At 74.0% G+C, this 25711-nt stretch carries 22 protein-coding genes and 1 tRNA gene; 7 read left to right on the top strand and 16 right to left on the bottom strand.

All coding sequences use genetic code 11. The annotated features are described in order from the left end of the window. Nucleotides 1–55: 55 nt before the first annotated feature. Nucleotides 56–1072, bottom strand: a complete 1017-nt coding sequence (locus AB3388_RS26100; protein ID WP_495408252.1) for a TIGR03617 family F420-dependent LLM class oxidoreductase — start codon at nucleotides 1070–1072, stop codon at nucleotides 56–58. 127 nt (nucleotides 1073–1199) lie between these two features. On the opposite strand from AB3388_RS26100, the gene AB3388_RS26095 reads away from it, so the two are divergent. After that, nucleotides 1200–2783 (top strand): AMP-binding protein, encoded by a 1584-nt coding sequence (locus tag AB3388_RS26095; protein ID WP_495408251.1) that lies wholly within the window; start codon nucleotides 1200–1202, stop codon nucleotides 2781–2783. Here AB3388_RS26095 and AB3388_RS26090 read toward each other — a convergent pair whose 3' ends face one another. Genes AB3388_RS26090 through AB3388_RS26080 form a run of 3 tightly spaced genes read right to left on the bottom strand, consistent with a single transcriptional unit; the run spans nucleotide 2784 to nucleotide 4528 of the window. Then, a complete protein-coding gene (locus tag AB3388_RS26090; RefSeq protein WP_495408250.1) occupies nucleotides 2784–2936 on the bottom strand; it encodes a hypothetical protein in 153 nt (50 codons plus the stop codon). Between the two features lie 40 nt (nucleotides 2937–2976). After that, nucleotides 2977–3900, bottom strand: a complete 924-nt coding sequence (locus AB3388_RS26085) for a ribokinase (RefSeq protein WP_495408249.1) — start codon at nucleotides 3898–3900, stop codon at nucleotides 2977–2979. Between the two features lie 34 nt (nucleotides 3901–3934). Next, nucleotides 3935–4528 carry a DUF6328 family protein gene (locus AB3388_RS26080; protein WP_495408248.1) on the bottom strand — a complete coding sequence of 198 codons (594 nt, stop codon included), beginning with the start codon at nucleotides 4526–4528 and terminating at the stop codon, nucleotides 3935–3937. A gap of 68 nt (nucleotides 4529–4596) precedes the next feature. Between AB3388_RS26080 and AB3388_RS26075 the strand changes: the two genes are divergently transcribed. From AB3388_RS26075 to AB3388_RS26065, 3 genes are all read left to right on the top strand, one after another. Then, a complete protein-coding gene (locus tag AB3388_RS26075; RefSeq protein WP_495408246.1) occupies nucleotides 4597–5286 on the top strand; it encodes a methyltransferase domain-containing protein in 690 nt (229 codons plus the stop codon). A gap of 43 nt (nucleotides 5287–5329) precedes the next feature. Continuing rightward, on the top strand, nucleotides 5330–6358 hold the full coding sequence (locus tag AB3388_RS26070; protein ID WP_495408244.1) for a type III polyketide synthase: 1029 nt from the start codon (nucleotides 5330–5332) through the stop codon (nucleotides 6356–6358). Between the two features lie 85 nt (nucleotides 6359–6443). Continuing rightward, nucleotides 6444–7103, top strand: a complete 660-nt coding sequence (locus tag AB3388_RS26065; RefSeq protein ID WP_495408242.1) for a response regulator — start codon at nucleotides 6444–6446, stop codon at nucleotides 7101–7103. 1 nt (nucleotide 7104) lies between these two features. On the opposite strand, the gene AB3388_RS26060 is transcribed toward AB3388_RS26065, so the two are convergent. From AB3388_RS26060 to AB3388_RS26030, 7 genes are all read right to left on the bottom strand, one after another. Further along, nucleotides 7105–8757: a sensor histidine kinase gene (locus tag AB3388_RS26060; protein ID WP_495408240.1), complete on the bottom strand. Its 1653-nt coding sequence runs from the start codon at nucleotides 8755–8757 to the stop codon at nucleotides 7105–7107. Nucleotides 8758–8816: 59 nt separating this feature from the next. Next, the gene (locus AB3388_RS26055) at nucleotides 8817–9377 is read right to left on the bottom strand and encodes a universal stress protein (RefSeq protein WP_495408238.1); all 561 of its coding nucleotides are present in this window, start codon (nucleotides 9375–9377) and stop codon (nucleotides 8817–8819) included. 147 nt (nucleotides 9378–9524) lie between these two features. Further along, complete coding sequence (locus AB3388_RS26050; protein WP_495408236.1) at nucleotides 9525–10139, bottom strand: cation diffusion facilitator family transporter; 615 nt, start codon at nucleotides 10137–10139, stop codon at nucleotides 9525–9527. A 37-nt stretch (nucleotides 10140–10176) separates the two neighbouring features. Then, a tRNA-Gly gene (locus AB3388_RS26045) sits at nucleotides 10177–10247 on the bottom strand. 64 nt (nucleotides 10248–10311) lie between these two features. Then, the gene (locus AB3388_RS26040; protein ID WP_495408234.1) at nucleotides 10312–11277 is read right to left on the bottom strand and encodes a methyl-accepting chemotaxis protein; all 966 of its coding nucleotides are present in this window, start codon (nucleotides 11275–11277) and stop codon (nucleotides 10312–10314) included. Nucleotides 11278–11279: 2 nt separating this feature from the next. Beyond that, nucleotides 11280–11858: a PAS domain-containing protein gene (locus tag AB3388_RS26035; RefSeq protein ID WP_495408232.1), complete on the bottom strand. Its 579-nt coding sequence runs from the start codon at nucleotides 11856–11858 to the stop codon at nucleotides 11280–11282. A 126-nt stretch (nucleotides 11859–11984) separates the two neighbouring features. Then, nucleotides 11985–14675 carry a S8 family serine peptidase gene (locus AB3388_RS26030; protein WP_495408230.1) on the bottom strand — a complete coding sequence of 897 codons (2691 nt, stop codon included), beginning with the start codon at nucleotides 14673–14675 and terminating at the stop codon, nucleotides 11985–11987. A 184-nt stretch (nucleotides 14676–14859) separates the two neighbouring features. Between AB3388_RS26030 and dcd the strand changes: the two genes are divergently transcribed. Next, nucleotides 14860–16494 (top strand): dCTP deaminase, encoded by a 1635-nt coding sequence (gene dcd, locus AB3388_RS26025; protein WP_495408228.1) that lies wholly within the window; start codon nucleotides 14860–14862, stop codon nucleotides 16492–16494. Here the strand turns inward: dcd and AB3388_RS26020 are convergent. The 5 genes from AB3388_RS26020 to AB3388_RS26000 all read right to left on the bottom strand — a co-directional run bounded on the left by AB3388_RS26020 (nucleotide 16466) and on the right by AB3388_RS26000 (nucleotide 22842). Continuing rightward, nucleotides 16466–17797, bottom strand: a complete 1332-nt coding sequence (locus AB3388_RS26020; protein ID WP_495408227.1) for a CynX/NimT family MFS transporter — start codon at nucleotides 17795–17797, stop codon at nucleotides 16466–16468. The two genes, dcd and AB3388_RS26020, sit on opposite strands and share 29 nt — an antisense overlap. 46 nt (nucleotides 17798–17843) lie before the next feature. Beyond that, a complete protein-coding gene (locus tag AB3388_RS26015; protein ID WP_495408226.1) occupies nucleotides 17844–18809 on the bottom strand; it encodes a DUF389 domain-containing protein in 966 nt (321 codons plus the stop codon). A 9-nt stretch (nucleotides 18810–18818) separates the two neighbouring features. After that, the gene (locus tag AB3388_RS26010; RefSeq protein WP_495408225.1) at nucleotides 18819–19379 is read right to left on the bottom strand and encodes a hypothetical protein; all 561 of its coding nucleotides are present in this window, start codon (nucleotides 19377–19379) and stop codon (nucleotides 18819–18821) included. A gap of 46 nt (nucleotides 19380–19425) precedes the next feature. Next, on the bottom strand, nucleotides 19426–21735 hold the full coding sequence (locus tag AB3388_RS26005; RefSeq protein ID WP_495408224.1) for a (Fe-S)-binding protein: 2310 nt from the start codon (nucleotides 21733–21735) through the stop codon (nucleotides 19426–19428). Nucleotides 21736–21831: 96 nt separating this feature from the next. After that, nucleotides 21832–22842, bottom strand: coding sequence for a type IV toxin-antitoxin system AbiEi family antitoxin domain-containing protein (locus tag AB3388_RS26000; RefSeq protein ID WP_495408223.1), 1011 nt, complete (start codon nucleotides 22840–22842; stop codon nucleotides 21832–21834). A 306-nt stretch (nucleotides 22843–23148) separates the two neighbouring features. Here AB3388_RS26000 and dnaK point away from each other — a divergent pair, with 306 nt between their 5' ends. Further along, the gene (dnaK, locus tag AB3388_RS25995; protein WP_495408222.1) at nucleotides 23149–25026 is read left to right on the top strand and encodes a molecular chaperone DnaK; all 1878 of its coding nucleotides are present in this window, start codon (nucleotides 23149–23151) and stop codon (nucleotides 25024–25026) included. After that, nucleotides 25023–25703, top strand: coding sequence for a nucleotide exchange factor GrpE (gene grpE / locus AB3388_RS25990; RefSeq protein ID WP_495408221.1), 681 nt, complete (start codon nucleotides 25023–25025; stop codon nucleotides 25701–25703). Before dnaK ends, grpE begins: the two co-directional genes overlap by 4 nt. The last annotated feature ends 8 nt before the right edge of the window (nucleotides 25704–25711 follow it).

Here is a 25711-nt window from a genome sequence, read left to right as displayed (position 1 = left end):
GGGAATGATTCTCACTCCCAGTATGACCCAGGCGGGTGCCGCCCGGCGAGCAGGGTCAGGCGAGGTCGGCGACCAGCGGCGTCCAGAGGTCGAGGGACGACGGGTAGGAGGCGTACACGCTGAACCGGTCGACCAGGCCGTCGAAGCGCTCCCGCACCCGCGCGCCCAGTTCCTCCGGCGCGCCCACCACCGCGAAGGTCTCGAGGACGTCGTCGCCGATGAGGTCGCGCATCGCCGTCCACTTGTCCTCGCGCCGGCTGACCGACAGCGCGTGCAGCTCCTCGCCGAGCGCGTCCCAGCCGTGCAGTTCGAGCACCGGCCGGTAGGCCGGGGTGCTGCCGTAGAACGCGATCGTGGCCTTCACCGCCGCGGCGGCCTCGCGCATCTCCTCCTCGGTGCGGCCGGTGACGACCAGGCCCGGCAGGCTCACCGTCAGGTCGGCGCGGGTGCGGCCGGCGGCGGACAGCCCCTCCTCCAGCGCCGGCAGCGTGCGCTCGCGCAGGTAGCGGGCGGTGGTGAAGCCGTGCACGAGCAGGCCGTCGGCCACCTCGCCCACGAGCCGGGTCATCGCCGGGCCGACCGCGGCGAGGTGCACCGGCGGCGCCCCCCACTCGTGCGCCGGCGGCGAGAACATCGGCGTCATGAGGGTGTGCCGGTAGAACTCGCCCTCGAAGCGCAGCGGGACGCCGTCCTGCCACGCGGCCCAGATGGCGCGCAGCGCGCCGACGTACTCGCGCATCCGCGCCACCGGCTGCCCCCACGGCATGGAGAAGCGCCGCTCGATGTGCGGCTTGATCTGCGTGCCGAGGCCGAGGACGAACCGGCCGCGCGTGTAGCGCTGCAGGTCGTGCGCCGTCTGCGCGACGGTCATCGGGGAGCGGGCGAAGGCGACGGCGATCGCGGTGCCGATCGTCACCTGGCCGGTCGCCGCTCCGGCCGAGTGCAGCAGGAGGAACGGGTCGTGGTCCACCTCCGAGGCCCAGACGCCGGCGTAGCCGCGTTCTTCCAGCTCGCGCGCGGTGGCGGGCACGTCGTCGATCCCGGTGGACAGCAGGGCGGCGTCGAGGAGCACGGTCCGGGAGCCTGCCGCACCGACCCCCGGACGGGCCAGCGGGCGGGGCCTTGACCGCGACGTGGATCACCGTCGAGTCTGGCGCCGGCGCTCCTGCCAGGCGAAACCGCGCATCGTGGAGGACGACGTGACCGAGGCGCGCATCTTCACGAGTGAGTTCCCGCCGGTCGGGACGCCGACGACGCCGATCTGGCGGACCGTGCTCGCCGACGCCGCCGCCCGCGGCGACGCTCCGGCGCTCGTCGACGGGATCACCGGCCAGACGATCAGCTACGCCCAACTGGCGCACATGGTCGAGCGCATGGCCGCCGGCTTCGCAGAGCTCGGCGTGCAGCCCGGGGACGTCGTCGCGCTGCACAGCCCGAACACGGTGCTCTACCCGGTGGTGTTCTACGGGGCCAGCCGGGCCGGCGCCACGGTCACCACGCTGTCGGCGCTGGCCACCGCCAAGGACATGGCCGGCCAGCTCGCCGACTCCGGCGCCACGCTCCTCGTGACCGTGGGCGCGCTGCTGCCGGTCGCGCTGGAGGCCGCCGGCGAGCGGCCGGTGTGGACCTGCGACCGCGTCGAGGGCCACCCGAGCGTGCAGGACCTGCTGGCGTCGACCGGCCCGGTGCCGGACCTGCCCGTGGACGCGGCCGAGGACGTCGCCGTCCTGCCGTACTCCTCGGGGACGACGAGCCTGCCCAAGGGCGTGATGCTGACCCACGCCAGCATCGGCGTGAACCTGGCGCAGATCGACGTCCTGCACACGCTGGGGCCGGAGGACCGGATCGTCGCCGTCCTGCCGTTCTTCCACATCTACGGCATGACGGTGCTGATGAACGTCGCGCTGCGGAAGGGCGCCACGGTCGTCGTGCTGCCACGGTTCGACCTGGTGCAGTTCCTCGACGTCCTCGAGCAGCACCGGATCACCCGCGCCTACATCGCGCCGCCGGTGGTGCTGGCCCTGGCCAAGCACCCGGCGGTCGAGGGCCGCGACTTCTCGGCGCTCACCTTCATCCTGTCCGCCGCCGCCCCGCTGGACGCCGAGCTCGCCGGCGTCTGCGCCGACCGGCTCGGCGTCGAGATCGGCCAGGCCTACGGCATGACCGAACTCAGCCCCGGCACGCACCTCGTCCCTGACGGCACGGCGCGGCAGGCGCCGCCGGGGACGGTCGGCAAGCTGTTCCCCTCCACCGAGGCGCGGCTGGTCTCGCCGGAGACCGGCGAGGACGTCGGCCCCGGCGAGGACGGCGAGATCTGGATCCGCGGCCCGCAGCGGATGAAGGGCTACTTCGGCCGGCCCGAGGAGACCGACACCCTCATCGACGCCGACGGCTGGCTGCACACCGGCGACATCGGGCGGGTCGACGACGACGGCTGGTGGTTCGTCGTCGACCGGGTCAAGGAGCTGATCAAGTACAAGGGCTACCAGGTCGCCCCGGCCGAACTGGAGGCCGTGCTGCTCGCCAGTCCCGACGTCGCCGACGCCGCGGTCATCGGCGTCTACGACGAGCGGGGCGACGAGGTGCCCAAGGCGTTCGTCGTCCGGGCGCCGGGCAGCACGGCGACCGAGGACGACGTCCTGGCCCACGCCGCCGCGCACACGGCGCCCTACAAGCGGGTCCGCCGGGTGGAGTTCATCGACGCCGTGCCCAAGGCGGCCAGCGGCAAGATCCTGCGCCGCGAGCTGCGGGCCAGGGAGCGGGCGGCCGCCGGGCAGGCGTGATCAGGCGTTGTCGGGCGAGTCCGCGCCGCCGCCGAGCTCCTGGCCCTCGGCGGGGTCCTGGGGGTGCGGGGTGCGCTCGTCGACGGTGCGGCCGGGCGTCTCGTCGCCCTCGGCGGGCTCGCTGGTGTGCGGGGTGCGTTCGGGCTCGCTCATGGGCGCCTTCGTGCCCGCCGGCGACCACGTGAAACGGCGCTCAGCCCACCTCGACCGCGGCCGGCGCCCGGTCCAGCGCCGCGCGCACCGCCTCGTCGTCGGGCAGCGCGCCGCGGGCGCCCTCCGCGGTGGTCGACAGCGCGGCCGCGGCGACGGCGTAGCGCACCGCCTCGGGCAGCGGTGATCCGGCGGCGAGCGCGGCCGCCAGCGCGCCGCAGAGGCAGTCACCGGCCCCCGTGGTGTCCACGGGGGTCACCGGCGGCGGGGCCTGCAGCAGCGCCGGGCCGCTGTCCGGGACGACCAGCGCGCCGCGGGCGCCCAGGGTGACCACCACGGCCGACGACGCCACCGACCGGGCCAGCCGCACCAGCTCGGCCGGCGCCCGCTCACCGGCCGCGGCCCCGGCCAGCGCGGCGAGCTCGTGCTCGTTGGGCACCAGCACGTCCACCCGCTCGAGCAGCTCCCGCGGCAGCTCGCGCGGCGGCGCCGGGGTGAGGACGACGGTGCCGGTCGCCGCCGCGGCCGCGGCCTGCACCGCCGCCAGCGGGACCTCGAGCTGGAGCAGCACGACGTCGGCGCGGCGGATCGACTCGGCCACGGCGTCCTCCGGCGTCAGCTCCGCGTTGGCCCCGGGGACGACGACGATCAGGTTCTCGCCGGTGCCCTGCTCGACCGCGATGGTGGCGCTGCCCGTGGGCACCCCGGGCGTGCGGTGCACCCGGCTGACGTTCACCCGGGACTCGGCCAGGGCAGCCAGCTGCCGCACCCCCGCCGGGTCGTCGCCGACGCGGCCGATCATGTGCACGCCCGGCGCCAGCCGGCCCGCGGCGGCGGCCTGGTTGGCGCCCTTGCCGCCGGGCGCGAGCGTCGTCCCCTCGCCGATCACCGTCTCGCCGCGCCCGGGCAGCCGGCGCACCCGGACGAGGACGTCCTCGTTCAGGCTGCCGACGACGGTGACGGACACGCGGGACCTCCGGGAGCTGCGCGGACGGGCCCGGTCATCCTGCCGCGCCGGGCTCCTCGCCGTTGCCCGGGGCGCCGCCGTCGGCGGAGGCGTCGCCGTGGCCGTTGCCGTTGCCGTTGCCGTTGCGGCGGAAGCGGATCGGCAGCACGTACCAGGTGGTGATGCCCACCGCCGCGGTGAGGCCACCGCCGGCCAGCCCCGCCCAGCGGCCGAGGACGACGTCGAGGACCAGGAGCACGCCGCTGCTGATCGCCAGCACGAGCAGGGCCAGGCCCAGCAGGAGCAGCACGTCGGCGACCGCCACGAGCACGGCCTTCTGCCGCCGGCGGAACACCAGCCGGTGGAACGAGACCGGCGCGATGAGCAGCACCGTCGCCAGCGCCGTCGACATCAGCGTGAGCGTGTAGACGCCGATCTGGAAACCGTCGAGGCTCCCGAACCGCTGGGTGAAGGCCAGCCCGAGGAGGAAGGCGAAGAGCACCTGCACGCCGGTGATCGCGACCCGCAGCTCCTGCAGCAGCTCGGCGAGGTTGCGGTCGAGCACCTGGTCCAGCGTCTCGCCGCGCGAGCGGGCGCTGAACTCGGCTGCCGTGGGGTCGTAGCGACCCGACGGCCCATTCCGTGGCACCCTCCCGAAGTACCCGGCCGGCGGAGGCGACACCCGGAGGTGCCATGGCCCGGAACGGACCGCGCCTCGTGCGGAACGATCCCGCCCAGTACGACGAGCTGGCCGACGAGTGGTGGCGCCCGGACGGCGGCTTCGCGGCCCTGCACTGGCTGGCCGCCTCCCGGGCCGAGCACATCCCGCCGGCGGGGCGCCCGGACGGCGTGCTCGTCGACCTGGCCTGCGGCGGCGGGCTCATGGCGCCGCACGCCGCCCGGCTGGGCTACCGGCACGTCGGGGTGGACGTCGGGCAGCGCGGGCTGGAGGTCGCCCGCGCGCACGGCGTCGTCCCGGTGCGCGGCTCGGTGCTCGCCGTGCCCCTGGCCGACGGGTGCGCCGACGTCGTCGTCGCCGGCGAGGTCCTCGAGCACGTCGAGGACGACGTCACCGTGCTGGCCGAGTGCGCGCGGCTGCTGCGCCCCGGCGGCACGCTGGTGCTCGACGCGCTGGCCGCCACCGCGCTGTCCCGGCTGGTGATGGTGCGGATCCTCGAGCACGTCCCCGGCGGGCCGCCGCCGGGGCTGCACGACCCCGCGCTGTTCGTCGACCGCCGGCGCCTGCTCGCCGCCGCCGAGGAGCAGGGGCTCGACCTCCGGCTGGTCGGGCTGCGGCCGTCGATGCGGCAGGCGATCGCGTGGAAGCTCGGCCGACGGGACATGGTCCGGATGAAGCCGATCCGGTCGACGGCGGTCGTCTTCGCAGGTTACGGCCGTAGGCGGTGAGGCGGGTGCGCACGTACCGTCGGGGAATGCGGCGGGTGCAGCGGTGAACGCGGCGGTGCTGACCGGCGCGGGCGCGGCCCTGCCGGCGACCCTCGAGCAGGACGCCATGTGGGAGGGCTTCTTCTCCCGGCACTACGACGGCGTCCGCGCGGCCCGGCGGATCTTCGCCTCGTCCGGGGTGCGCACCCGGCACGCGGTCGCCAACCCGATGGACGAGGACCTCAGCGGCTGGAGCACCGGCGCGCGGATGGTCCGCTACGTCGAGGAGGCGCTGCCGCTGGGCAAGCAGGCGGTCGCCGGGGCGCTCGACGCCGCCGGCCTGGCGCCGGGGGACGTCGGCCTGTTCGCCGTCGCCACCTGCACCGGGTACGCCACCCCCGGGCTGGACATCCGGCTGGCCAGCGACCTGGGCATGCCCGCCGGGCTGCAGCGGCTGCTGGTGGGGCACATGGGCTGCTACGCCGCGCTGCCCGGGCTCGCCGCCGCCGGTGACTTCGTCGCCGCCCGCGGCCGCCCAGCGGTGCTGCTGTGCTGCGAGCTGACCAGCCTGCACGTCCAGCCGGCGCAGGCCGACCTGGAGCAGGTGGTCGCGCACGCGCTGTTCTCCGACGCCGCGGCCGCCGTCGTCCTGGAGCCCGGGGCGGGCCGGGGCCGGCGGCTGGCGGGGATCGTCGCCCGCACCGACCCGTCGACGGCCGACCACATGACCTGGGACGTCACCGACCTGGGCTTCCGCATGGGGCTCTCGCCGCGGGTGCCCGAGGTGCTCGGCCGGCACGTCGGGGACGTCGTGGACGAGCTGCTCACCGGCGCGGGCCTGCGGGTCGAGGACATCGCCGGCTGGGCGGTCCACCCGGGCGGGCCGCGGATCCTCGACGTCGTCCGCGACGAGCTGGGCCTGCCCGAGGCCGCGATGGCGGCCTCCCGCCGGGTGCTGGCCGAGCACGGCAACTGCTCGTCGGCCACCGTGCTCCTGGTGCTCGACGAGCTCGCCGCCGTGGACGGCCCCGTGGTGGCCATGGCCTTCGGCCCCGGGCTCACCCTCTACGCGGCGCTGCTCCTGCCGGCCTGAGACGCGGGTCGGATCCCGCCGCCAGGGGCTGTTGGGCCCTACGCTTGAACCCTGCAGTTCCGGCTCGTCCGGAGGGAGGACACGCGTGCAACGGGGCACGTCGCGGGTGCGGGTCTTCCTCGTGGACGACCACGAGATCGTCCGGCGCGGGGTCGCCGAGGTGCTCGAGGAGGATCCCGGGATCCTCGTCGCCGGCGAGGCCGGGTCGGTCGCGGAGGCGCTGGCCCGCGTGCCCGCCGTCCGCCCCGACATCGTGGTCGTGGACATGCGGCTGCCCGACGGCAACGGCGCGGAGGTCTGCCGCCTGCTGCGTGCCCGCGTGCCCGGCCTGCGCACCCTCGTGCTCACCAGCTACGCCGACGAGGACGCCGTGGCCGCCGCCATCCGCGCCGGCGCCTCGGGCTACCTGCTCAAGCAGGTGCGCGGGCCGGCCCTGGTGAACGCCGTCCGGACGATCGCCGCGGGCGGCAGCCTGTTCGACACCGAGGCGGTCGGCTCCCGCGTGCCCCCGCCCCGCCGGCCGGCCACCGGCGACAGCCGGCTGGCGCAGCTGACCGACCAGGAGCGCACCGTCCTGCGGCTCATCGGGGAGGGGCTGACCAACCGCCAGATCGGCGCCCGCATGGGGCTGGCGGAGAAGACGGTCAAGAACTACACCAGCCACCTGCTCGCCAAGCTCGGCCTGGAGCGGCGCACCCAGGCGGCGATCCTCGCCACCGAGCTGCGCGACCGGTCGACCGGCTGAGTCAGCGGGGCGGGCGCGGCACGGTCCAGCGGGCCTCGGTCCCCGCCGGGCCGGAGGAGATGACCAGCCGCCCGGCTCGCCGCTCGGCACGGTCGGCGAGGTTGGCCAGGCCGCTGCGGGCCTGCACCTCGGGCAGGCCCACGCCGTCGTCGGTGACGACCACCCGCAGCTCGTCGTCGACCTCGACGCCCACGGCCACGCGGGTGGCGCGCGCGTGCCGGACGACGTTGGTCAGCAGCTCACGGACCACGGCCACCAGGTCGGGGACCAGCTCGCGGGGCAGCTCGTCGAGCGCGCCGCGCAGCCGCAGGTCGCGGCGCAGCGGGTTCCCCTCGGTGATCGTGCGGACCAGCTCGGAGAGCTGCCCGCGGACCGACGTGGCCGCGACGTCGTCCTCGTGCAGCTCGAAGATCGCCGCGCGGATCTCGGCGATCGTCGCCTCGAGCTCGTCGACGCTGCGGCCCAGCCGGGAGGCGACGCCCGGCTGCGCATCCCGGAGTGAGCGGCTGAGCCGGTCCAGCGACAGGACCGTGGCGAAGATCCGCTGGACGACGTGGTCGTGCAGGTCCCGGGCGATCCGGTCGCGGTCGGCCTGCACCTGCAGCCGGCGCTCGCGGCGCTGGCTGCGGGCCAGCGCCACCGCCAGGGCGGTCTGGGCCGCGAAGCTGGTCAGCGGCTCGAGGTGCTCCTCCTCGAACTGCTTGCGGCCCCGCGTCCGCATCGCCACGATCATGCCCACCGACGGGCGCTGGCCGAAGGGCACCATCAGGCCGGGGCCGTAGCGGTCGGTGATCTCCACCGCGACGGCCGCGTGCCGGCCCACCACCGGATCCGCGCTGACGTCCTCGATGATCGCGGGCAGCCCCGAGCGGTGCACGTGCCCGACGTGGGTGGCCGTCAGCGGGATCCGCACCCCCTCGGCGTCGGCGGCGGTCTCGCCCACGGCCGCGGCGATGGTCAGGCAGCCGTCGTCGTCCGGGGTGGGGAGGAGCACGCCGGTCAGGTCCGCGCTGGTGAGCTCGGCCACCCGGACGACGACGTCCTGCAGGACGTCGTCCGGGTCCGCGCCGGAGAGCAGCGCGGTGGCGACCTCGCTGCCGGCCTGCAGCCAGGTCCGGCCCTTCTCGGCGCGCTCGGCCAGCCGGGCGTTGCCGACGGCCATGCCGGCCACCGCGGCGAGCGCCTGCACCACCTCCACGTCGGCCGGGGTGAACGGCGCCCCGGTGCGCTTCTGGGTGAGGTAGATGTTGCCGAACACGGCGCCGCCGACGAGGACCGGGACGACCAGGAACGGGTTGCGTGCCGGGTGTCCCGGCAGGAAGCCCAGGGACGACGGGTCCTGGTCGAAGTCGGCCCAGCTGAGGATCCGCGGCTCGTCCACCAGCAGCCGCATCAGCTGACCGGTCGGCATGCTGCTGATCCGGTCGACCTCCGCCGGGTCGGCGCCCACCACCACGAGGCGGTCGAGGCGGCGGCCGTCGGCGGTGAGGACGCCGAGGGCGCCGTACATGGCGTCCACGTGGTCGACGGCGGCCTGCACCACGTCGTGCAGCGTGGTCTCCAGGTGACCGGCCGCCGCCGACGCCAGGACGGCGGCGGGCAGCACCGGCGGCTGGCCGTCCGGGGCGGAGGCCTGGGCGTCGGGCGGGGTCACGGCCCGACGGTAGGAGCCCCTGGCGTTCCCGGGAAGCGGGATGCGGGCGCCGCCGCCGATCAGGCGCCCCTGGCCAGCCGTCGGCCGGGGTGCCGTGGAACGGCGCGGTGCAGCAGGGTCTTGCTCTCCGGGCTGACGACGACCAGGTCGGCGCCGTGCGCCGCGGCCGTCAGGGCCTCGAAGACGGCGCGGTCGAGCACCGAGATGCGGGCCCGGCCCTGCACGCCGGTCTCGGCGATGGCGCGCAGCACCTGGGCCTCCACCCGTTCCAGGAGGGCCGCGTGGTCCCGGCGGACGGGGCGGGCGCCGAGGGCCGCGTCGCCCGGGTCGTCGAGCACGCTGACCGCGACCACCGTGCCCTCCCGGCGGGCGGCCTCGCGCAGCGCCCACACCAGGGCGCCCTGGCTGGCCGGCGAGCCGTCCACCTCGACGAGCAGGCGCGGGGTCTGGCGGCGGGGGAGCAGCGGGGAGAGCCGGCGCGGCTCGACGCCGCGTCCGGCAGCCCGGCGAGCGGGGATCGGGTCGGAGTCGGCCTGCGGTGCGGCGGTGGGCGTGGCAGGGTCGGAGGGCGCGGTCGGAGGCTGCTCGCGGTCGCGCGGCAGCGGACGGTCCTCGCTCATGAGCCGATCGTTGCGGGCGGCCTGCACGGTTGACAGGGACCAAGGGCCTGCGGGCGCATCGCGCACAGGCAGCGGAACAGTCCCGATCCCTATCGTCGGCGCGCCCTCACGTGCTGTCACTCATCTCATACCAGCTGTTGCGCGACCTCAGCACTCGTCGCAGCTCTCCCCTCGCCACGCCTCGCGGCCCTCCCGGACGGCCACCCCGGCGATGACGAGGCCGGCGACCGGGTCGGCCCAGTCCCAGCCCAGGCTGGCGTTGAGGACGAGGCCGACGAGCAGGACGGCGGACAGGTAGGTGCACAGCAGCGTCTGCGTGCTGTCGGCGACGACCGCGCCCGAGCCGAGGGCCCGGCCGGTCCGGCGCTGCGCCCAGGACAGGACCGGCATGACTACCAGCGAGGCGACCGCCAGGCCGATGCCGACCGGGGACGGGTCCGGCTCCCCGCCGAAGAACAGCGCCCGAGCCGACTCCAGAGTGACGTAGCCGGCGAGGGCGAAGAACGACAGCGCCATGAGGCGCAGTGCCTGCCGCTCCCGGCTCTCGGGCAGGCGGTGGCGGAACTGCCACAGGACGACCAGGCCGCTGGAGACCTCGACCAGGGAGTCCAGGCCGAACCCGAGCAGCGCCACCGAGCCGGCGACGATCCCGGCCGACACCGCGACGGCGGCCTCGACGACGTTGTAGGCGACCGACGCCCCGGCGAGCAGTTGCGCGCGGCGGCCGAGGCGCTGCCGGTCCGCTGCGCTGGGCATCGCCATGCGGCCATTCGACCGTGCGCACCGGTCGCGGGAGAAGAGCGGGTGAGGGGAATCGAACCCCCACTGTCAGCTTGGGAAGCTGATGTTCTGCCATTGAACTACACCCGCGGGTGCCGCCGAGCCTACCTGGCGGCACCCCGGCCGCGGCACCCACCCGGCGCCGCGGCCGGTATCAGCGGCGCATCTCGGCCAGGAAGCCGGTCGCCTCCGAGCGCAGCCGCTCGGCCATGGCCGACAGCCCGGTGGTGTCGGTGCCGTCGGGTCCGAGGGACGCCGAGCCGTCGACGGCGGCGGCGATGCCGTCCACGAGGCTGTTCATCTCACCGACCGTCGAGCCCACGGTGCTCATCACCGCGGCCACGTCGTCACAGGCCTGCCGGATCTGCTCGACCTGGGCGGTGACCTGCTCCGTGGCCTTCGCCGTCTGGTCGGCGAGGTCCTTGACCTCGGAGGCGACGACGGCGAACCCCTTGCCGGCCTCCCCGGCGCGGGCGGCCTCGATGGTCGCGTTGAGCGCCAGCAGCCGCGTCTGGGCGGCCACGCTGTCGATCATCGCGATGATCTCCTGGATCTGGGCGGACGAGCGGGTGAGCGAGGCGATCGTCCCCTGCGCGTGCCCGACCTCCGTCGACGCGGCGTCGGCCGCGGTCGACAGGCTCGAGGCCGAGGCGCTCATCTCCGTCGACGCGGTGGCCACCTGCTCGGACATCGCGAGGACGACGGACTCGAACGCGTCGGCCAGCTGCAGCCGCGAGGTCTGCGCCTCGGTGACCCGGCCCGCGGTCTCCTGCATGGCGTCCCGGGCGGCGTTGATGTTGCCTGCGGCGTGCCGGAACGCCCCCTGCAGGCCGGTGAGCAGCAGCCCCCGGTGGAAGCGGCCCTGCGCGGCCGAGGTCAGGGCGGCGCTCGACTCACGGACGAACGCGTCGGAGACGTCCAGCGCGCGGTTCACACCATGTTGCAGGGCCACCAGCTCGGGGACGGCGTCGGAACCGGGGACCGGGCGGCAGCGCGCCTCCAGGTCGCCGCGGCTGGCGGCCTCGCAGTCGCGGGTCAGCTGGCGGACGAACGCGCGGTAGACCGACAGCTCTCCGGCCTCGTCGAGCCGGTCGCCCTCACGGGTGCGCAGGAAGCCCATCGTCAGACCTCCTCCTCGTTGATGATCGACCAGATCAGGTCCTCGTAGGACGCCGCCCGGCCGGCGATGATCTCGGCGAGCAGCCGGGACGACGCCTCGACCGCGGCCCGCCCGTTGGGGTGCCGGCGCTCCTCGGCGAGCAGCCGCTCGTAGACCGGGCGCACGCGCGCGACCGCGCCGGGGGAGGGCAGCCGGCGGCTGGAGTGGTAGCCGACCACCCGTCCGTCCGGGCCGTAGGACGGCGTCACGTGGGCGAGCACCCAGTAGTGGGCGCCGTCGGCGGCCAGGTTGTTGATGTAGGCGAAGATCTCCTGCCGCGCGCCGAGGGTGTCCCAGAGCAGCGCGAAGAGCGCCTTCGGCATCTCCGGGTGGCGGATCAGGTTGTGCGGCTGACCCACCACCTCGTCCAGCGGGTAGCCGCTGACCCGCAGGAAGACGTCGTTGGCGTAGGTGATGACGCCGCGCGGATCGGTCTTGCTGACGATCAGCTCGTCGGCGCCGAACGTGCGCTCCCGCCCGGTCGGCGCGACGCCCGGCCGGCCCCTCCGGGGGGTGCTCGGGGCGGCAACGGTGTCGAGCACGGTTCCTCCAGGTGGTGCAGCGGTCCGGGAACCGTCATCGGCACGCCGCCGTCCGGAATGCACCGGGGCGGCACAGGTCGGGACGTTGGTCCCGACCTGTGCCGCCCCGGGAGGACGGTGTCCGTGTCAGATCGCGACGCCGGTGCAGGACACCGAGCAGTCCATCGACCAGATGCCGGACAGTCCGGCGAACCGCGTCGAGCGGACCAGGCGCTCACCGTGCGGACCGCGGCGCTCGATCGGCGCGGCGGCCGCGTCGTCGGAGCCGTCCCCGGTCCCGGCCGAACCGCCGTCCCCGCTGCCGCCCGGGGCGCCGGCGCCCGGATCAGCCGATCCGCCGCCGGTCCCCGCGCCGGGGTCGCCGGACGGCGCCGGGCCGTCCGAGCCCGCGCCCCCGGAGCCGCCCGCACCGAGGCCGTCGACGTACTCCAGCGCACCGGAGAGGACCGTGCTGCGCCCGTCCTGGGCGAACACCGCGACGTCGTAGCTGCCGGCGACGCGCGCCGGGGCCAGGAACGCCACCTCCGTCGTCGACCAGCGGACCACCGTGGCCGCGGCCGTCGACCCGATGCGGACCCGCGGCCGGTCGGGCAGCGCCTCGCCGGTGACGGTCACCAGGGTGCCGCCGGTCGTGCCGACCCGGGCCGGGCTCAGCGACGTGATCCGGAAGTCGCCCACCGCGGGGAAGTCGATCGTGCCGCCCTCCGCGGGGACGTCGCCGGGGGCCGAGGAGCCGCCGTCCCCGGATCCCGGATCGCTCGAGCCGGCGCCGGACCCGGAGGACCCGGAGCCGCCGCTGCCGGCGCCGTCTGCGGACGACCCGCCCGACCCGCCCGACCCGCCGGACGACCCGTCGGGGGTCGTGGTCACCTCGGGCATGTCCGCGTCGTCGCCGCTGGGCACGTCCGGGACCGAGCCGGTCCCGTCGCCGGAGGGGTTGTCGCCGGCGTCCGGCGTGCTGCCGCTGCCGTCGCTGCCGGGCGAGCTGCTGCCCGAGTCCGACCTGGGCGAGCCGGGGGCCGACGAACCGGGGCCCGCCGGACCCGAGCCGGGGGAGCCGGGGTCCGAGGAACCGGAGCCGGTGTCCGCGCCGCCCGGGCTGCCCGAACCGCCCGGCGTCCCGGCGTCGCCGGCCGCGGTCGCGCCGACCAGCAGCGGGGCGGCGTACGCGCGGCCCAGCGGCTCGCCGTCGCGGAAGATCTGCGCGGTGAGGACGTACCGGCCGTCGCCGAGATCCATCGAGGGCGCGAGCTCGAGCGTGCCCAGCGACGGGCGGGCGCCCAGGTCGAAGCGCGCCGTCCCCTCCTCGTCGGTCAGGACGGTGGTCCCGCCGAGGGTGATCCCGGCGTCGGCGAGGGCGAAGACCTCGCCGGCGTACTCCATGCCGACCCCGAGCTCGACCGAGTAGGTGCCGGCGGGCGCGTCCGGACCGGTCGCCGTCACGTGCGGCGCCACCACACCGGCGGCGGCCGCGGTCATCGAGGTGAACGTGTAGCGGACCTGCTTCGCGACGCCGTCCCCGAGGTGGGAGAGCGACAGCCGGCCGCCGGTCACCGACTTCCCGACGAACGCCGGCACCGGGTCGACGTCGGCCAGCAGCCGCGCGCGCAGGTCGGTCGCCGTCGCCGACGGGTCGGCCGCGCGGTAGAGCGCCAGCGCGGCCGCCACCTGCGGAGCGGCGATCGAGGTGCCGTCGATCAGGCGGTAGCCACCGTCGTTCCAGGTGGAGAAGACCAGGGTGCCCGGCGCGAAGAGGTCGACCGAGCTCGCGCCGTAGGCGGAGAAGCTGCTCACCGTGTCGGCGGCCGTGGCGGCGCCGACGGTGACCAGGTTGGGGTCGGTCAGGCTGGCCGGGTACAGGATCGAGGTGTCGCGGCTGAGCGAGTCGTTGCCCGCCGCGGCCACGACCAGCACGCCCTTGGACGCCGCGTAGGCGACGGCGGACTTCAGCGCGTCCAGCGCGCTGCCGCTGAACGAACCGCCCCAGGAGGCGTTGACGACCGAGGCGCCGTGGTCGGCGGCGTACCGGATCGCCTCGGCGCCCAGCAGGACGTCGACGCTCTCCCCGCCGCCGATGACCAGCGGCATGATCTGCACGTCGGGCGCGACGCCGGCCGAGCCCTCGCCGTTGCCCGCCCGGGCGGCCACGACGCCCGCGACGCTCGTGCCGTGCGTCCCGTAGCTGCCGTTGTCGACGTCGGGAGAGTTGGTGGTGAAGTTCCAGCCGTGGCAGTCGCCGGCCTTGCCGTTCCCGTCGGTGTCCGCGCTGCCGCAGGGCTCGGCCGGGTTGGTCCACAGCGCGCCCCGCATGTCGGGGTGGTCGGAGTCGTAGCCGGTGTCGACCACGGCGACGATCACCGGGTCGCCCGTCGTGGTCGCCCAGCCGTCGGGCGCGTCGGTGTCCGCGTCGGCCTTCGCGGTCTGCTGGTAGGCGTTCGACCCGGTGTTGTCCAGGTTCCAGCCGTAGTTCGGCCAGTACGGGTCGCTCACCGTGCCCATGACCGGCACGGACGGCGACACCTCGACCGCGACGACTCCCGGCACGGCCTGCAGGTCCGCCGGGGTGAGGCCCTCCGTGGCCACGAGCGAGCGGCCGTCCGTGAGCCGCTGCGTGGTGACGACGCCGGGCAGCCCGCCCAGCGCCTCGGCGGCCTCGGCCGACGCGGTGACGGCATAGCGCGTCAGGCCGTCGCCGGGGCCGTAGCCGTCGGCCACGGTGACCGACGGCAGCGCCAGGGCGGAGAACGCCGCAGCACCGGCGTACCCCGCCACCGCGGCCACCACGAGGACGGCGGCCTTTGCGCGCGTGCCGAACATCGAACTCCCCTCCGGACGCGCGCCGTCCCCGGCCGGTCCGGGTGCTGGCGCTCCTGCGTCCGGGCGCAGGCAGGCGTCGTCCCGGTCGCAACGGCAGGGGCGGAACGAGAGTTGAGGAGGTTCCCCCGTTCCGGTGACCCCGCGGCGGACGGGCGTCCGGGCCCGCCATGACAGACTCCGCGCCATGCTGCTGTCCGACCGCGACCTCACCGCCGCGATCGCCGAGGGCCGGCTCGGCATCGATCCCTACGACAAGGCGATGGTGCAGCCGTCGAGCATCGACGTCCGGCTCGACCGCTTCTTCCGGGTGTTCAACAACGCCCGGTACACCCACATCGACCCGGCCCAGCAGCAGGACGACCTGACCACGCTGGTCGAGCCCGACGGCGACGAGCCCTTCGTCCTGCACCCCGGGGAGTTCGTGCTCGGCTCGACCCTCGAGGTCATCTCGGTGCCCGACGACCTCGCGGCGCGGCTCGAGGGCAAGGCCCTCGCGCTCGAGACCCAGGTGCCCACGCCCTCGGGCTGGAAGACCATGGGTGAGCTGCAGGTCGGGGACTCGGTCTTCGACGAGCGTGGGGAGCCATGCCGTGTGGTTGCCGCGACCGGGGTCATGTTGGGGCGTCCGTGCCGCGAGGTGGAGCTCAGCGACGGCTCGCTGTTCATCGCCGATGCCGCTCATCAGTGGGTCACCACCAGTAAGCAGGAACGTCGGCCCGGCCGGCCGCGCGCCGCATCCATCCGAACCACCGACGAGATCGCTCGTTCCCTGAAGTACGGAGCCGAGTTCAGCCACCAGATCTCCCTGGCGGGGCCGGCGCAGTATCCGACCGCCGAGCTTCCCGTCGATCCCTACGTGCTGGGTTATTGGCTCGGCGATGGCACCAGCACCAAGGGGGAGATCACCGTCGGGGCCGGCGACGAGGAAGTCCTGGCCCACTTCGAGGCGGCCGGCTACACGGTGTGGCGAGCGACATCCCCGTGTGCGTATCGGCTCGGGGGCGCAGCCCGCCATCCCGACCATGAGCACCGACGTGGCGAAGGAGGCCGGTTCGGCGGGAACGGGTCCCTCAGTGGCCACTTGCGCGCGCTTGGCCTGCTCGGAGACAAGCGGGTGCCCGCCGAGTACCTGATGGCCGACCCGGCCCAGCGGCTCGCGCTCCTCCAAGGGCTCATGGACTCCGACGGCTACGTCGACGACCAGGGCCGCTGCGAATTCGTCGACATGCGGGAGGACCTTTCCTGGGCGGTGCACGAGCTGGCTGCCAGCCTCGGGCTGCGGCCAACCCGCCGGAAGAAGCGGGCGATGCTGAACGGCGTCGACTGTGGCCCCGCATTCCAGGTGAAGTTCACCCCGCGAATCCCCGTGTTCCGGCTGGCCCGGAAGCTGGTCCGGCTCAAGACGGACGACCGAGGTCACGAGTTCCGCACCGTGCGCGCCGTCCGTCCGGTGCCGACCGTCCCGGTGCGCTGCATCCAGGTGTCCGCACCGAGCGGCATGTTCCTCATCGGCGACTCTTACGTCCCGACGCACAATTCGTCGCTGGGGCGTCTCGGACTGCTCACCCACTCCACCGCGGGGTTCGTCGACCCGGGCTTCTCCGGCCACATCACGCTGGAGCTGTCCAACGTGGCGAACCTGCCGATCACGCTGTGGCCGGGCATGAAGATCGGCCAGCTCTGCCTGTTCCGGCTGACCACCCCGGCGGAGCACCCCTACGGCTCGGCGGTCTACGGCTCCCGCTACCAGGACCAGCGCGGGCCGACGCCGTCGCGCTCGTTCCGCAACTTCACCCGCGCCGAGACGCGTCGTCCCTGACGTGCACCGCCACCGGCGGCTCGGCGCCGGCGACCTCGACGACATCCTCGGCGTGCCCGGGGCGTGACCAGCCCGGGACGGAGCGTTCGACCTCGTCGTCGACGTAGCGCTGCCGCGTGACCATCCAGCCGGTCGCCGACAGGGCGACGACGCCCGCCAGCACCAGCACGAACATGCCGGTGTAGCCGCCGGTGGCCCCGCGCAGGATGCCGACCAGCAGCGGGCCGCCGGCCGCGAGCAGGTAGCCCCAGCCCTGGACGGCGGTGGACAGCGCCGCCGTCGTCTCGGGCGTGCGGGCCCGCAGCCCGAGCAGCGCCAGCACCATGGCGAAGGTGCCCATGCCGACCGAGAGCAGCACCATCCACAGCCACGGCACCGTCCGCGGCGCCGCCCAGAGCCCGGCCCAGCCGGCCACGTAGCAGGCCATGCACACGGCCAGCAGCGGCCGCTGCAGCCGCGGGCGGACGGTCAGCACGGGGACGACGGCGTTGATCGGGATGACCACCACGGAGTTGATGCCGAGCAGCAGCCCCGCGGTGGCGCCGGAGAGCCCCGAGTCGCGCAGGTACTGCGCCGTCCACCCGATGATCACGTAGGCCTCGAGGGCCTGGACGCCGAAGAAGACGGCGAGCGCGAGGGCCAGCGGGCTGCGCAGCAGCGGGCGCATCCGCACGGCGGGGGTGGCGCGGGAGGCCCCCGGCCGCGCGGGCACGAACAGCCACGGCAGGGCCGAGAGGGCCGCGACGATCGCCCAGATCCCGAGCGCCCACCGCCAGCCGTCGGGGCCGGTCGCCGCCACGATCTGCTGCGGGACGACGGCGGCCACGGCGGCGCCCAGGCTCATCGCGGTGCTGTACGCGCCCACGAGCAGGCCGGTCCGGTGCGGGAAGTACCGCTTGACCAGGCTGGGCAGCAGCACGTTGCCGAGGGCGCCGCCGATCATCGCGATCACGGTGCCGACGAGGAACAGCCAGAACGCGCTCGCCACCGAGCGGAGCACGAGCCCCGCGGCCATCGCGAGCAGCCCGCCGGCCAGGACGTGCGCGTCGCGGAAGCGCGCGGACAACGGGGGGCCGGCGAAGCCCAGCGCGGCGAAGCAGAGCACCGGCATGGTGGTGATCAGCCCGGCGAGGCCGCTGGAGATGCCCAGCCCGGCCTCGATCTCCTCGAGCACCGGGCCGACGCTGTTGACCGCGGTCCGCAGGTTGAGCGCGGTCAGCACGATGGCGACGGCGATGAGCACGAGGCCCTTGCGGTGCTCGCCCTGATCGGAGACGGACGGGGACGGCGCCGTGGTGCTCACTGCGTCCATTCTGCACCGGCGGTCGCGGGCCGGCGGAGGCGGGGCGTCAGGCCCGCAGCCGGACGACCCGGGCGATGTTCGGCACCGCCCGCGGCACCTGCCGCCAGACGGCTTTCTGCACCAGCAGCGTGGCGAGCGCGGCGACGAGGATGCCGGCGAGGTTGATGCCCAGCTGGGCCGCGGCCTCGGCTAACTCGTGGACCTCCCCGAGGGCCAGGCCGAGGGCGATCGCGCCGGCGGCCGGCACCGTCGTCACCGAGATGAAGACGCCGACCAGCGCGCCGCTCTTGGCCGAGGTCAGCGACAGCACGCCGGCGATCCCGGCGAGCACCGCGACCACCAGCGACCAGCGGTCGGGTGAGGTGATGAAGCCGGTTGCCGGCCGGTCCCCGGTGAGGTCGGCGGCGGTGAACCAGCCCAGCGCCCTTCCCGCCACCGCGGCGAGCGCGGCGAGCGCGATGGCGACGACGAAGCCGACGACCAGCGTGACCGCCGCCGACCGCCCGACCGCGCGCCGCCGGTGCACGATCGCCACGGCGAGGGCGGCGAGCGGGCCGAACTCGGGCCCCAGCACCATCGCGCCGACGGTGAGGATCGCCGAGTCGTTCACGATCGCGATGGCCGCGAGCATCGTCGCGATGGTGAGGAAGGCCAGGTAGGAGATCGACAGGCTGGAGTCGGCGGCCGTCGTCCGGACGACCTGCTCCCAGACGACGGCGTCCGAGCCGTCGCCGGGCGCCGCCTTCTCGGCCTCCTCCGCGGCGCGCGACACGGCCGCGTCGACGGCCTCGAGGGTGATCCCGCCGTCCCGGTCGACGCCGAGCTCGCGCAGTGCCGCGATCAGCTCGTCGGCGGACTCGCGGGCGACGTCGGCGAGGATCAGGTCCCCGGCCGGTTGCAGGGAGGCCCCGGGCAGGACCGCGAGGTGCGCGATGCCGACGGACTCCGCGAACAGCTCGCGGACCTCATCGACGCGGTCGGGCGGCACGGTGACGCGCAGGTGCAGCAGCACGGGGCGTCCTCAGCGGGTGCCCGTGACCGTGACGGTGACCGCCGTGACCTCGCGCGCCGTCCCGTCGCCGGCGACCTCGAGCAGGGCCAGCTCGTGCGGTCCGTCGCCGGCCGGTGCGGCGACGACCAGGGTGGGGGAGAGGCACTGCCGCAGCTCGAGCGCCGGCCCGGCGGGGGTCTGCGTGTAGTCGACCGTGCTGCCGGCGTCGCCGCGCACCGGATCGCCGTCCACGGTGACGACGTAGCTCGTGTCGTCGGGCCCGGTGAGCCGGAACCGCAGGGCCGTGCCGGCGGTCACCTGGCTGGAGGCCACGGCGATGCCCGGGGTGGCGCAGTCGGCGGTGATCGGGACGTCGTCCTCGCCGCCGGCCGAGACCGCGAGCCCGCCCAGGACCGCGGCGACCACCGCGAGCAGGATCCAGTGCCGGCTGCGCCGCGGCCCCGCGCCGTCCGGGTCGTTGAGCGTGCGGACGTCGTTGATGTCGCGGGCCATCCGCAGCCGGTGCCGGCGGTTGGCCGCCTCCAGCTCGGGGTCCGAACGACCGCGGACGCCGCCGAAGATGAAGCTCATCTCGCGGCGGCGTCCGTCGTGGTCATGCGCTCATTGTGCCCGCGGCTCAGGCCTGCGGGCCGCCGTGCGCCGTGCCCGCCGATTCCGTCCCGGCGACGTCGTCCGTCTTGTCGCCGACCTCGGCACCCTCCTCGGTGCCGGGCGCACCGACGGGCGCCATCGAGCGCAGCAGGATCTGGCTGACGTCGAGCACCTCGACGTGCTCGCCCGCCTCGCCGTCCTGCCGCTTGAGGTTCACGGCGTCGCTCAGCATCGTGATGCAGAACGGGCAGGCGGTGGAGATGACGTCGGGGTCCAGCGCGAGCGCCTCCTCGGTGCGCTCGACGTTGATCCGCTTGCCGATCTTCTCCTCCATCCACATGCGCGCGCCGCCGGCGCCACAGCAGAAGCCGCGGTCCTTGCAGCGGTGCATCTCCTGGGTGGTGAGTCCGTCGACCGCGCCGAGGATCTCCCGCGGCGGCGTGTAGACCTTGTTGTGCCGGCCCAGGAAGCACGGGTCGTGGTAGGTGATCTTGCGGTCGACCGGCGTGACCGGCGTGAGCCGCCCCTCCTCGACCAGCCTGCTCAGCAGCTGCGTGTGGTGCACGACCTCGTACTCGCCGCCGAGCTGCGGGTACTCGCGGCCGAGGGAGTTGAAGCAGTGCGGGCAGGTGGTGACGATCTTGCGCATGCCCGGCACGCGGCCCTCGAAGACGCCGTCGAGGGTTGCGACGTTCTCGGCGGCGAGCATCTGGAAGACGAACTCGTTGCCCATGCGGCGGGCCGGGTCGCCCGAGCAGGTCTCGCCGTCACCGAGGACGGCGAACTCCACGCCGGCCATGTTCAGCAGCGTGGCGACCGCCTTCGTCGTCCGCTTGGCGCGGTCGTCGATGGCGCCGGCGCAGCCGACCCAGAACAGGTACTCGATGTCGTAGTCGAGCGGGCCGTCGGCGACGGTGACCTCGAAGTCGAGGTCCTTCATCCAGTCGTTGCGGACGCTGGCCTGCACACCCCACGGGTTGCCGCGGTTCTCGAGGTTGCGCAGCATCACGCCGGCCTCGGAGGGGAAGTTCGACTCGATGAGCACCTGGTAGCGGCGCATGTCGTCGATGTGGTCGATGTGCTCGATGTCGACCGGGCACTGCTCGACGCAGGCGCCGCAGTTGGTGCAGCTCCACAGGACGTCGGGGTCGATGACCCCGCCCTCCTCCAGGGTGCCCACCAGCGGCCGGTGGTACTGCGCGTCGTTGGTGCCGGGGATGCGGGCGTAGCCCGACGCCCACACCTGCTCGTCGCTGGGCTCGAGGACCGAGTACTCGGAGAAGTCGGGGGCGTTGTCCGACGCCTTCTGCGCGCCGGTGAGGTACGGGGCCTTCGCGTAGAGGTGGTCGCGGAGGTCCATGATCACCATCTTCGGGCTGAGCGGCTTGCCCGTGTTCCACGCCGGGCACTGGCTCTGGCACCGCCCGCACTCGGTGCAGGTGGTGAAGTCGAGCATCCCCTTCCAGGTGAAGTCCTCGATCTTGCCGCGACCGAAGACGTCGTCCTCGCCGGGATCCTCGAAGTCGATCGGCTTGCCGCCGCTGGTCATCACCGGCAGCGGGCCGAGCGCGGGGGCGTCGGCGGTGGGGTTGCGCTTGAAGTAGATGTTGAAGAACGCGCTGAACCGGTGCCACGCGACGCCCATGTTGAGGATCCGCGAGATCACCACGAGCCAGATCAGCGAGACGACGACCTTGATGAAGGCGATGACGCTGACCAGGTCGGGGTTGTCCGGGAAGAGGTTCGACAGCGCGCTCGAGATCGGGTGCTGCCAGGCCGCGGTCTCGGTCAGGCCGCTGGCGATGCTCGCCGCCCGGATGCTCAGGATGCAGATGCCGATGATGAGGACGACGGCCTCGACGAAGTAGCCGCGGCCCTCGTTGGACCCGGCGAACCGGCTGGTGCGGCCCTGCCGGCGCGGGTGGTCCCGCTGGCGCCGGTAGATCAGGTAGAGGATGCCGACCACGGTGAGCGCGCCGATGAGGTCGACGAACCAGTTCCAGAGGAAGAACTCGCCGATCAGCGGCAGGTGGAACGCCGGGTTCCAGACCTCGCCGAAGGCCTGCACGAGGGTGAGGAACAGGCCGTAGAAGCCGACGAACACGAACCAGTGCGCGACGCCGATGGTCGACCACTTGAGCATCCGCGTGTGGCCGAGGCTCTCGATGAGCATCGCCTTGAACCGCTCGCCGAACGGGCCCGTGCGGCTGTCGTCCGGCTGGCCGGTCTTGATGATCCGGATCATCGCCCGCACGGCCCGGGTGGCGTAGACCACGGCCACGATGAGGAAGAGGACGGCGATCGTCCCCAGGACGATCTGCAGCGGGCCGGTCATGGTTCTCCCTACTCCCCCGCGGACGCGGCACGGACGACCCTGTCCGCACGCAGCGCACGATAGCTGGCCGCACCGAGACGCTACTCACCAGTAACTTCACGCGCTCCGTGTACGCCGATTCTCGGCCCCCGGGCTCACCCGCGCGATGTGGTCGCCACTCGCACGGTGCGCGGCGCGGGTCGCGACCACACCGCGCGGGTCATGGGTGTCAGGCCGTCCGGCGAACCCCGAGTCGGCGCGGAACGGCGCTGAATCGACGCTGCGGCGGCGCCGGCTCGGCGAGGAGGCGGCGGAGCCGGTCCTCCAGCACCGGCCAGCGCGCCAGATCGGCGTCGGCGACACGGAGGAAGCGGACGCCGAGAGCGCGCATCTCGTCCTCGCGGCGCTTCTCGTCCCACAGCACCCGAGGAGTCCGCTGGCTGCATGGATCTCCACCTGCAGCTGTGGAATCGGAAATTCCGAGCCGAGCAGCCGCAGTCGTCCCTTCGTCTCCAGCACGGACTCCGCCCGTCCGTCTGCGAGAGCGGTCGCACGAACAGCGCGGGCGGCTCCGGGCCGTCCGCGCGCCGTGCCGGCGGCTCGGGCCAGCGCATCCGGTGAGGTCTCCTGGGCGAGCAGCGCCGCGTCCATCGCGACGACGGCGTCCTCCAGTGGCCACTCCCGAGCGCAGTCCACGAGGGTGCGAGCAGCGGAGGTCCGGGGTGGCAGGTCCCCCGCGACGACCTCGTCGGGCCCCAGCGGAGCGGGGACGACCCGAAATCCCTTCCCGCGGCGCCAGAGGAACGGATCGGTCAGGCGGACCGTGTCGTCGAGGCTGCGCGGCACGGGGACATCCAGGAGTCGTGCCGCCGACGAGTGGCTCACCACCGTCGTCGTGCGCACCAGACCGAGCAGCACTGCCAGGCAGGCGAGCGCGTGACCCTGTCCGTCCCGCTCCTGTCGCGCCAGGTCGTCGGCGGTGATGTAGACGCCGCGACGGAGGGTCGCCCACTGGCCGGACGTGCGGAGTCGGCGGATCTCGGGATGCTCGTAGCCAGCGCGCCGGGCGTCCGTGGCGGTGAAGACACCGAGCCGGCTGTCGGCGAGGCTGGGCAGGATCGGCTGCACGCAGGCGAGCGTCGCGCCGGGGCCGGCGCCACGGTCCTGCCGAGGGAAATCTGTGGACAGTGCCGTCGTCCGGGGGATCGCCCGCGCGCCGTGGTCGTCGACCACGCCGTATGCCGAGGGGTGGCGGCCACGCGGCGAGGGTGCGGACGGCCACGGCGAGATTTGTGGACGGGTGGGGAACACGAGCCAGAGGGCTGCCGTTAGGCTGGGCAGGAAAGTTGAGTGCACCAGGCGCAAGCTTGGCGACACCGGCTACCGGAACAGACCCAGCACCACCCCAGCACACGGAAAGTGAGGCCAGCTCCCATGGCTCGAGCGGTCGGTATCGACCTCGGCACCACCAACTCCGTCGTCACCGTCCTGGAGGGCGGGGAGCCGACGGTCATCGCGAACTCCGAGGGGTCGCGCACCACCCCGTCGGTCGTGGCCTTCGCCAAGAACGGCGAGGTCCTCGTCGGCCAGTCGGCCAAGAACCAGGCGGTCACCAACGTCGACCGCACCATCCGCAGCGTCAAGCGGCACATGGGCACCGACTGGAAGTCGCCGGAGATCGACGGCAAGCGGTACACGCCGCAGGAGATCAGCGCCCGCATCCTGCAGAAGCTCAAGCGGGACGCCGAGACCTACCTGGGCGAGACGGTGACCGACGCCGTCATCACCGTCCCCGCCTACTTCGAGGACGCGCAGCGCCAGGCCACCAAGGAGGCCGGTGAGATCGCCGGCCTCAACGTCCTGCGCATCGTCAACGAGCCGACCGCGGCCGCGTTGGCCTACGGCCTGGACAAGGGCGAGACCGAGCAGACGATCCTCGTCTTCGACCTCGGCGGCGGCACCTTCGACGTCTCCCTGCTGGAGATCGGCGAGGGCGTCATCGAGGTGAAGGCCACCGCCGGGGACAACCACCTCGGCGGCGACGACTGGGACGAGCGGATCGTCACCCACCTGGTGAAGACGTTCAACGCCTCCAACGGCATCGACCTGTCCAAGGACAAGCTGGCCATGCAGCGCCTGCGCGAGTCCGCGGAGAAGGCCAAGATCGAGCTGTCGGGCGCGCAGTCGACCAACATCAACCTGCCCTACATCACCGCCGGCGCCGAGGGCCCCCTGCACCTGGACGTCACGATCTCCCGGGCCGAGTTCCAGCGCATGACCCAGGACCTGCTCGAGCGCACCCGCGCGCCGTTCAACCAGGTCATCCGGGACGCCGGCATCTCCGTCGGCCAGATCGACCACGTCGTCCTCGTCGGCGGCTCGACCCGCATGCCGGCCGTCACCGACCTGGTGCGCGAGCTGACCGGCGGCAAGGAGCCCAACAAGGGCGTCAACCCGGACGAGGTCGTCGCCGTCGGCGCCGCCCTGCAGGCCGGCGTCCTCAAGGGCGAGGTCAAGGACGTCCTGCTGCTCGACGTGACCCCGCTGTCCCTCGGCATCGAGACCAAGGGCGGGATCATGACCAAGCTCATCGAGCGCAACACCACGATCCCGACCAAGCGGTCGGAGATCTTCACGACGGCCGACGACAACCAGCCGTCCGTGCAGATCCAGGTGTTCCAGGGTGAGCGCGAGATGGCCGCCTACAACAAGAAGCTCGGCATGTTCGAGCTGACCGGGCTGCCGCCGGCGCCGCGCGGCGTGCCGCAGATCGAGGTCGCCTTCGACATCGACGCCAACGGCATCGTGCACGTCACCGCCAAGGACCTCGGGACGGGCAAGGAGCAGTCGATGACCATCACCGGCGGCTCGGCCCTCCCCAAGGACGACATCGAGCGGATGATGAAGGACGCCGAGGCGCACGCCGAGGAGGACAAGCGCCGCCGCGAGGAGGCCGAGACCCGCAACCTGGCCGAGTCGCTGCAGTACCAGACCGAGAAGTTCCTCGCGGAGAACGGCGAGAAGATCCCCGCCGACAAGAAGGAGGAGCTCGGCGAGGCCCTGACCGAGCTGCGCTCCGCCCTCGGTGGTTCGGACATCAACGCCATCAAGACCGCGCAGGAGAAGGTCGCGCGGGTCTCGCAGGAGGTCGGCGGGGCGCTCTACGCCCAGCAGGCCGAGGCGGGTGCCGCGGGCGCCGGTGCCGGCGCGGGAACCCCCGGTGAGGGTGCGACGTCCGGTACGACGAGTGGTAGCGACGACGACGTCGTCGACGCCGAGATCGTGGACGACGAGGACACCGACCGCCGATGAGTGCACCGCAGGGAGGCGAGGAGCCGCGGGTCGTCATCCGCGACAAGCGGCGCATCGATCCGACCAGCGGCGAGGTGCGGGCGCCGGCCGGCGAGCAGCCGGCCGGCGCCCCGCCGGGCCCAGCGCGAGGGGAGCAGATGAGCGAGCAGGAGACGCCCGTGGCCGGGCAGGCCGCGACGCGAACCGGGGACGGTGACCTCGCCACGCAGCTGGCGGAGCGCACCGAGGACCTGCAGCGGGTCACCGCGGAGTACGCCAACTACCGGCGGCGGGTCGACCGCGACCGCTCGCTGGTCACCGACCAGGCCGCGGAGCGGTTCGCCACGCAGCTGTTCCCGGTCGTCGACGACATCGAGCGGGCCCGGGACCACGGTGATCTCACCGGCGCCTTCAAGGTGGTCGCCGACCGCGTCCTCGGGGTCCTCGACGGGCTCGGCGTGACCGCGTTCGGCCAGGCCGGCGACCCGTTCGACCCGTCGCTGCACGAGGCGGTCATGCACGACACCTCGGGCGAGGTCGCCGTCCCGACGGCGACGACGGTGCTGCGGCAGGGGTTCCGCCGCGGCGACCGCGTGCTGCGCACGGCCATGGTCGCCGTCACCGACCCGGAGACGCCGGCACCCGCGGCGGAGCCGGGCCCGGCCGACGGCGACGCCGGCCCAGCCGCGTCCGACTGAGCACGAGA

It is taken from the genome of Geodermatophilus sp. SMS 5-13, assembly GCF_059428245.1.
Note: the sequence above shows the minus strand (reverse complement) of the source record. Positions and strands in the feature narration are given on the sequence as shown.